The organism is Mesorhizobium sp. P5_C1 (genome assembly GCF_054049815.1).
Genome location: NZ_JBFULQ010000328.1, coordinates 1 through 6,338 on the forward strand (window position 1 = coordinate 1; position 6,338 = coordinate 6,338).

Consider the following 6,338-nt stretch of genomic DNA (forward strand, 5'->3'; position numbering starts at 1 on the left):
GTCTACAAGAAGGCTTTCAATCGCGTCGCCAGTATGCTGCGCGACGGACAACTGACCGGAGAGCTCCCTTCCGAAAATGAGCTTCGACGGAAAATGGGAGTCAGCCGCACGACTGTCCGAAAGGTCTTGGGAGAACTTGCCCACCGCGACCTCATCGCCGAGCGCAGCGGTGTCAGGACGGCAGGCCGTGCGGTCGAGGATAGCGATTACTATCCCGACGCCGAAACCACCTCGCGGGCCAAGCATGTGGAACAGCAGTTCATGGAATGGATGCTGCGGGGTGACACCAGACCTGGTACCAGCATCAACGAACTGGAGCTTGCGCGTCAGTTCGGCGTGGCGACCAACGGAATTCGTGAGTTCCTGATACGCTTCAGCCGGTTTGGACTGCTCGAGAAGAGGCCGAATACGGGCTGGCTTTTCAAGGGCTTTACGGAAGATTTCGCACTTGAGCTGTTCGAGATCCGGGTGATGTTCGAGCTACGCTCGGCGCATCTGTTTTCACGACAGCCCGACACGTCTCCGCTGTGGGAGAAGCTGGGCGTGCTCAAAAGCTCGCATACCGAACTGCTGAAGCAGATTGAAAGCCGCTTTCACGACTTCTCCAGTCTCGACAACCGGTTCCACCGGCTCATAAACGAGGCTTCGCCGAACCGCTTCATCGACGATTTCTACGATATCATCAGCTTCATTTTCCACTACCACTATCAGTGGAACAAGCATGACGAAAAACAGCGTAACCAGGCGGCGATCCTGGAGCATCTCGCCTATATCGATGCGCTCGAAAGCCGCGATTCCGAGCGGATTGAGCGGGTCTGCCGAGCCCATCTGGCTTCGGCAAGGGAAACATTGATGCGTTCGCTGATTGTATTCGATGGGATGGACACCAACGCCTGGCAAGACGTTCCGATCGCACAAGCGCTCTAGTTTATCCTGGTGCCGCTCTGGGCGTCGAACAGGTGCACCTTATGCACCATTATCTCCAACTTCACCTCTTGATCAGGTTTGAACAGTGGCTGTTCCCGGATTTCGGCAATAAGATCGACGCCATTCGCATTTAAGGTAAGTTCCTGGGCCTCGCCGGTCGGTTCCACCACCTGAACCGTTGCCTTTGCGTGGGTGCCGCCGACCGTGATGTGCTGTGGGCGAATCCCGTATACCACCCCTTCCCTGTCACTGATCCGAGCGCCATCGGCCAAGGGCAAGCGCAGGCCCTGCTCGGCGGCGAATGCGCCATTGTCAATTCGGCCCTTGATCAGGTTCATTTCCGGTGAGCCGATAAAGCTCGCAACGAAAAGGTTGGCAGGGTTCTCGTAGAGCTCGGAAGGGGTACCGATCTGCTCAACCTGGCCTCGGTTCAGCACCACTATCCGGTCGGCAAGCGTCATCGCCTCGGTCTGGTCGTGCGTGACGTAGATGCTGGTGCGCCCGAGCCGTTGGTGCAGCTTCTTGATCTCGGCACGCATCTTGACGCGCAACTTTGCATCGAGATTGCTGAGCGGCTCGTCAAACAGGAAGGCTGCCGGGTCGCGCACGATCGCGCGGCCCATGGCGACACGCTGGCGCTGGCCGCCAGACAGCTGGCGCGGCATACGACGCAGCAGATCCTGCAAGCCGAGGATTTCGGCGGCTGCCTTCACCCTCGAGACGATCTCTTCCCTTGGGACCTTGGCCAGTCGAAGGGCGAAGCTCATATTGTCGGCCACGCTCATATGCGGATAGAGCGCGTAGCTCTGGAAGACCATCGCGATGTCGCGCGACTTGGCGGGCATCTCGTCGACGACGCGCCCGCCTATGCGGATCTCGCCCGTCGTCTGTTCTTCCAGGCCGGCGATCATCCGCAGCAGAGTTGACTTGCCGCAGCCCGAGGGACCGACAAGGACCACGAACTCGCCGCTGGCGATTTCAATGTTCACGTCGCGAAGAACTTCCACGGCGCCGAAGCTCTTGCCGAGCTGCTCTATCTGGATTGCGGACATCTATTTTCCTCCCGTGCAGGCCCTGCTCATTTTCGCTGAGCGTGCCGCCATGCGCGGTATTCGGTCTCGCCCTCCGGGCTCAACGGGTAGTATTTCCGCAAATCCCCTCCTTCGGCCAAGCGCGCGCGGGTAAATTCTTCCCACTCGATATGCTCGCCGGCAAGCGCGACCAGCTTGGGCGCAAGTGCGATCGGCACGACGACCACGCCGTCGTCGTCAGCCACTATGATGTCGCCGGGTATGACGAGCACATTCGAGCAGGCGATGGGGACGTTGACGGCGAAGGGGACAATGTTGGTCTGGGCGTGGAAATTCGGCGTCGCCCCCCTCACCCAGATACCGATATCCAGGGCCGCGGCCTGGGCAGAATCGCGGATGCAGCCGTCGACGACCACCCCGGCCCCGCCGCGACCTGCGAAATAGGTGAGCATCATCTCGCCGAAGATGCCGCTGCCCAGATCGCCGCGCGCATCGACGACAACCATGTCGCCCGGCTGCGTGGGGTAGAGAACGTGACGGTGGAGCTGTCGCTCCGGGTCCTCATACTCTGTTTCGTTATAGAGATCTTCGCGCTTCGGCATGCATTGGAGCGTGAGAGCCGGGCCTGCCGCCGTGCGGCCGGGCCTCAACGGCCGCGGGCCCCGGATGTGCGGATCACGAATTCCCATCTTATGATAGAGCTCACTGGCCAGTGTCGCCGAACCGATCGCTGCTAGCGCATCGACCAATTGCCTCGGTGGCCGGGAAATGTCTGATATCGCCGGTATTTGGTCCGCTTCCACTCGTCGTCCTCCCTTAGCGCAGCACCACTTTTATCCACCGCGCCGGTCTCACTCGCCTAACCAACTGTCATCGAAAGCATCGAGCGCATTGCTCCCTTGCCCGCCGCTCAGCCACGGACCGCACCGGTGGTCAGGCCTTTGACCAACAGCCCTTGGGCAAACCAGACAAACACCAAAGTCGGGATGACCATGAGAACGCCGGCAGCTGACATGGCGCCCCAGTTGATGCCGAACTGCGAAACGAAATTGGTGAGCCCGACCGGCAGGGTCTGCGCGGACTTGCTCGACGTCAGGGTCAGTGCGAGCAGTAAATCGTTCCAGGTGAAAAGGAAGGTGATCACCGCACTGGCCCCGATGCCAGGCGCGATCAGCGGCGTGACAATCTGGACCAGCGTGCGCATCGTGCCGGCGCCGTCTGACTGGGCAGCTTCCTCGATCTCTCTCGGGACATCCTGGATGAAGCCCAGCAGAAGCCAGATGGCGACAGGCAGTTTGGCAGCCGTATGGGCGAGGATCAGCGCCCAGACCGAATCCAGGAGGCCGATTGCCGCGAACACGGCGAAGAGCGGGATGGCGAGCGCGATGACCGGGATCATCCGCATGATCAAGAGCAGGCCGAAGATCAGCATGACGCCCGGCATCCTGAAGCTCGACAGGGCATAGGCGCAGGGGATGGCCAGCAAATGGACCAAAATGACGGTCACGAACGATACGATGACCGTGTTCCAGACATAATCCATGGTGTCATATTCGCGGAAAACCGACACGTATTGCGTCAACGTCGCGGTCACGGGAATGATGTGGACCGGCACGGAGAAGATGTCGGCCGAGCTGCGGATCGACGTCAGGAACAGCCACACCAACGGAAAAATGGTAAAGGCGATGGTCAGGATGAGAGCGAGGTAGCGTCCGGCAACGCCGGCTGTGAACCGGCGGCGGCGGCGTGTTGGCTTGCGATGCGTGCTCACGGCCGCAGTGTCCATCAGATGGCCCTCCGCTTTGCGATCAGCCACGGCACTCCGTAGAGCAGGCCGAGCACGACCAGGGACATCCCCAGAGCAATGTAGGAAACCGCCGCCGCGTGCCCGAAATCCACGGCCTGGAATGCCAGCAGGTAGGCGTAGACGGTAAGCAGGTTGGAAGCGCCCCCCGGCCCGCCCTGCGTCATCAGCCAGACGACGTCGAAGGTTCGGAACGTGTCTATGATACGCAGCATCAACGCGATCATGATGACCGGACGCATCAACGGCAGAACAATGTGCCAGAAGCGCTGCCACGGCCCGGCGCCGTCCACCGTCGCGGCTTCGAGCGGCTCCTGGGGCAAGGATTGCAGGCCGGCCAGGAACAGCAGCACCATCAGCGGCGTGTTCTGCCAGACATCAGCGATAATGACCGAGACCAGGGCCCAGGTCGGGTCACTGAGCCAGGGAATGCTGGGCAGGTTGAACATGCGCAGCAATGCATCAACAAGACCGTATTGCGTATTGAAAAGCCACCGAAAATTGAGGCCGACGACGGCGGGAGCGATCATCGGTGGCACCAACAGCAATGTGCGGGCGAGCCGCATGCCCCGCAATTCTCCGTTGACCAGCACCGCGATCGCCATTCCAGCCACCACCTCGACCGTAATCGAGACGACGCTGAAGATGATCTGGTTTCGAAGGGCCTGGTTGAACTGCCGGCCAAACAGCTCGTCCGTGTAGTTTCCTGTCCCGATGAACGGCGCGGAGCCGCTCAGATCCCACCGGAAGAAACTCATGAGAAACGAGTACCCCAGGGGATAGACGAAGATGGCGAGCATAACGACGAAAGCCGGGCCGGCCAGAAGGTACCCCTTCTGCCAGGTGTAGGGCAGCGGCGAACGCCGCCGACGCCCCGACACCCGGCCCTGCGGGATGGACGACATCCTCAGTCGTAGGCTCCGGCCCGACGCATAGCGTCTTCCGCTTCCACGGCCGCCTGATTGAGCGAATCGCTTGGCGAAACCTGGTCGGTGAGCGCCTGTTCGATGGCCGAGAACATCAAGGTGCAGACTTTTGAGAAGCCAGGCAGCTTGGGCCATTCCTTGCCGTTCGCGATCGTCGTCTCTAGCTGCTGCAGCCATGCGGCCTGCGGGCCTTTCGCCGCCGCGATCACCTCCTTGGCGATCGCCTGACTGCTGGGGAAGTTGGTGAACTCGTCGAACTGCAGGCGCTGCGCCTCAGGGCCGACCGTATACTTGATGAACTCGACCGCGGGATCCTTGCGCCCCGACTGGCCGTTGAGGGCCATGGCGTGCGAGATGGCGCAGGAAATTGCCGCTTTGTCCCGTACATAGGGCGCGCTCGACCACTTGCCGACAACGCGGGAGGTGTCCGGATTGGAGAGAGTGGCGAAAGCGCCCGGCCAGTCAAAATTGGCGTAGACCGTTCCAGACGAGAATTCAGTCGAATTTTCGTTCCACTGATAGCCGACGGCATCCGGGGGGACGATTTTGTGTTTCTGGACGAGGTCACGGTAGAATGTGAGGGCCTTGATCCCGGCTTCGGAATTGAAGGCAGGTTTGTTGGCCTGATCGACCCAATCCCCGCCGGCCTGCCACAGCAGATCGCTGAAGGTACGCTGGGCCGGATCGCCCTGCCCCGGGACAACCAACCCGTAATGGCCATTGCCGGTGAGTTTCAGGCCGACGTCGACGAGTTCTTCCCAGGTCTCGGCCGGCTTCAGGCCTTTCTCCTGGTAGATGTCGCTGCGGTAATATTGAACGCGCGCATCCATGTTGCGCGGAATAGCCGCCAGATTGCCGTTTTTGGGATCGCGCAGATATTTGACCGCGACGGGATAGAAATCCGCCAATTCGGACTCGCTGAAATAGCTGTTCAGCGGCGCAAAATGGCTGAAGTAGGAGTCAATCTGCGCCGTGTGGGTGCTGTAGACGTCATATTGGCTCGATCGCGCGGCGCTCAACGTGACGACCTTCGATGTCAGCGGCGTGAATTCCAGCAGATCATAGCGGACCTTGACGCCGGTCTTCGCCGTGAAATCCTGGACAATCTTCTCCCAATATTTGGGATAGAGCGGGCCGCCCGTGATCAGCAGCGCCGTAATCTCGTTGGCCTGCGCCCTGGCGATCCATGGCGCGGCGAGCGATCCTGCCGCCACCGTGGCGCCAGCCACCAGGAATTTGCGTCTCGATAAGTTTCCGGACATCACAATTTCCTCCTTGATCATGATTGGTCGGCCCTTTGGGTCGAGCGACGACGTTCAGCATTCCCGTCAAAGTCCGCGGCGGCTTGCTCCTCCCGCCAGGAGACTGTCTGGATCACTCCCGTGCAGACACCACCTTTGCCCTGCAGTGGGCCTATGGCCCTCGCCGGCTTCTGGCGGAGATTCTGTCATTCTCTTGTCGGTCTTCCGGTGTTCCGTTTGTTCCGGCGCGCTTTGCTACGCGCATACATTTCTCCTCACGGAAACCAGGCGACCCTTGCGAGCCCGCTGGACGATTGAGCAACGATGACCGCCGCGTTCAGCGACAGTATATCGATCCTCATCTCGGGTGGCGAACGCCGGGGTTGGAAATCTCCAACGTCCAATCCTC

General features: G+C 60.5%; 6 protein-coding genes. 1 reads left to right on the forward strand and 5 read right to left on the reverse strand.

The features are described from left to right. Positions 1–927: GntR family transcriptional regulator (locus tag ACXJ7R_RS22000; protein WP_457153694.1), on the forward strand; the 927-nt coding region annotated here is incomplete at its 5' end. Here ACXJ7R_RS22000 and ACXJ7R_RS22005 read toward each other — a convergent pair. The 5 genes from ACXJ7R_RS22005 to ACXJ7R_RS22025 form a co-directional block, all read right to left on the reverse strand. After that, entirely contained in the window at positions 924–1,979 is a 1,056-nt protein-coding gene (locus ACXJ7R_RS22005) for an ABC transporter ATP-binding protein (RefSeq protein ID WP_457153695.1), read from the reverse strand. The two genes, ACXJ7R_RS22000 and ACXJ7R_RS22005, sit on opposite strands and share 4 nt — an antisense overlap. Positions 1,980–2,005: 26 nt before the next feature. Beyond that, positions 2,006–2,746, reverse strand: coding sequence for an RraA family protein (locus tag ACXJ7R_RS22010; RefSeq protein ID WP_457153699.1), 741 nt, complete (start codon positions 2,744–2,746; stop codon positions 2,006–2,008). Between the two features lie 122 nt (positions 2,747–2,868). Further along, complete coding sequence (locus tag ACXJ7R_RS22015; protein ID WP_457153696.1) at positions 2,869–3,744, reverse strand: carbohydrate ABC transporter permease; 876 nt, start codon at positions 3,742–3,744, stop codon at positions 2,869–2,871. After that, complete coding sequence (locus ACXJ7R_RS22020; protein WP_457153697.1) at positions 3,744–4,667, reverse strand: carbohydrate ABC transporter permease; 924 nt, start codon at positions 4,665–4,667, stop codon at positions 3,744–3,746. The genes ACXJ7R_RS22015 and ACXJ7R_RS22020 overlap by 1 nt, the downstream gene beginning before the upstream one ends. 2 nt (positions 4,668–4,669) lie before the next feature. Next, positions 4,670–5,950 (reverse strand): ABC transporter substrate-binding protein, encoded by a 1,281-nt coding sequence (locus ACXJ7R_RS22025; RefSeq protein ID WP_457153698.1) that lies wholly within the window; start codon positions 5,948–5,950, stop codon positions 4,670–4,672. Between the last annotated feature and the right edge of the window lie 388 nt (positions 5,951–6,338).

Coding starts and splice junctions, on each gene's coding strand:
- ACXJ7R_RS22005 (WP_457153695.1), bottom strand. CDS start 1,979: ATGTCCGCAATCCAGATAGAGCAGCTCGGCAAGAGCTTCGGCGCCGTG.
- ACXJ7R_RS22015 (WP_457153696.1), bottom strand. CDS start 3,744: ATGGACACTGCGGCCGTGAGCACGCATCGCAAGCCAACACGCCGCCGC.
- ACXJ7R_RS22020 (WP_457153697.1), bottom strand. CDS start 4,667: ATGTCGTCCATCCCGCAGGGCCGGGTGTCGGGGCGTCGGCGGCGTTCG.
- ACXJ7R_RS22025 (WP_457153698.1), bottom strand. CDS start 5,950: ATGTCCGGAAACTTATCGAGACGCAAATTCCTGGTGGCTGGCGCCACG.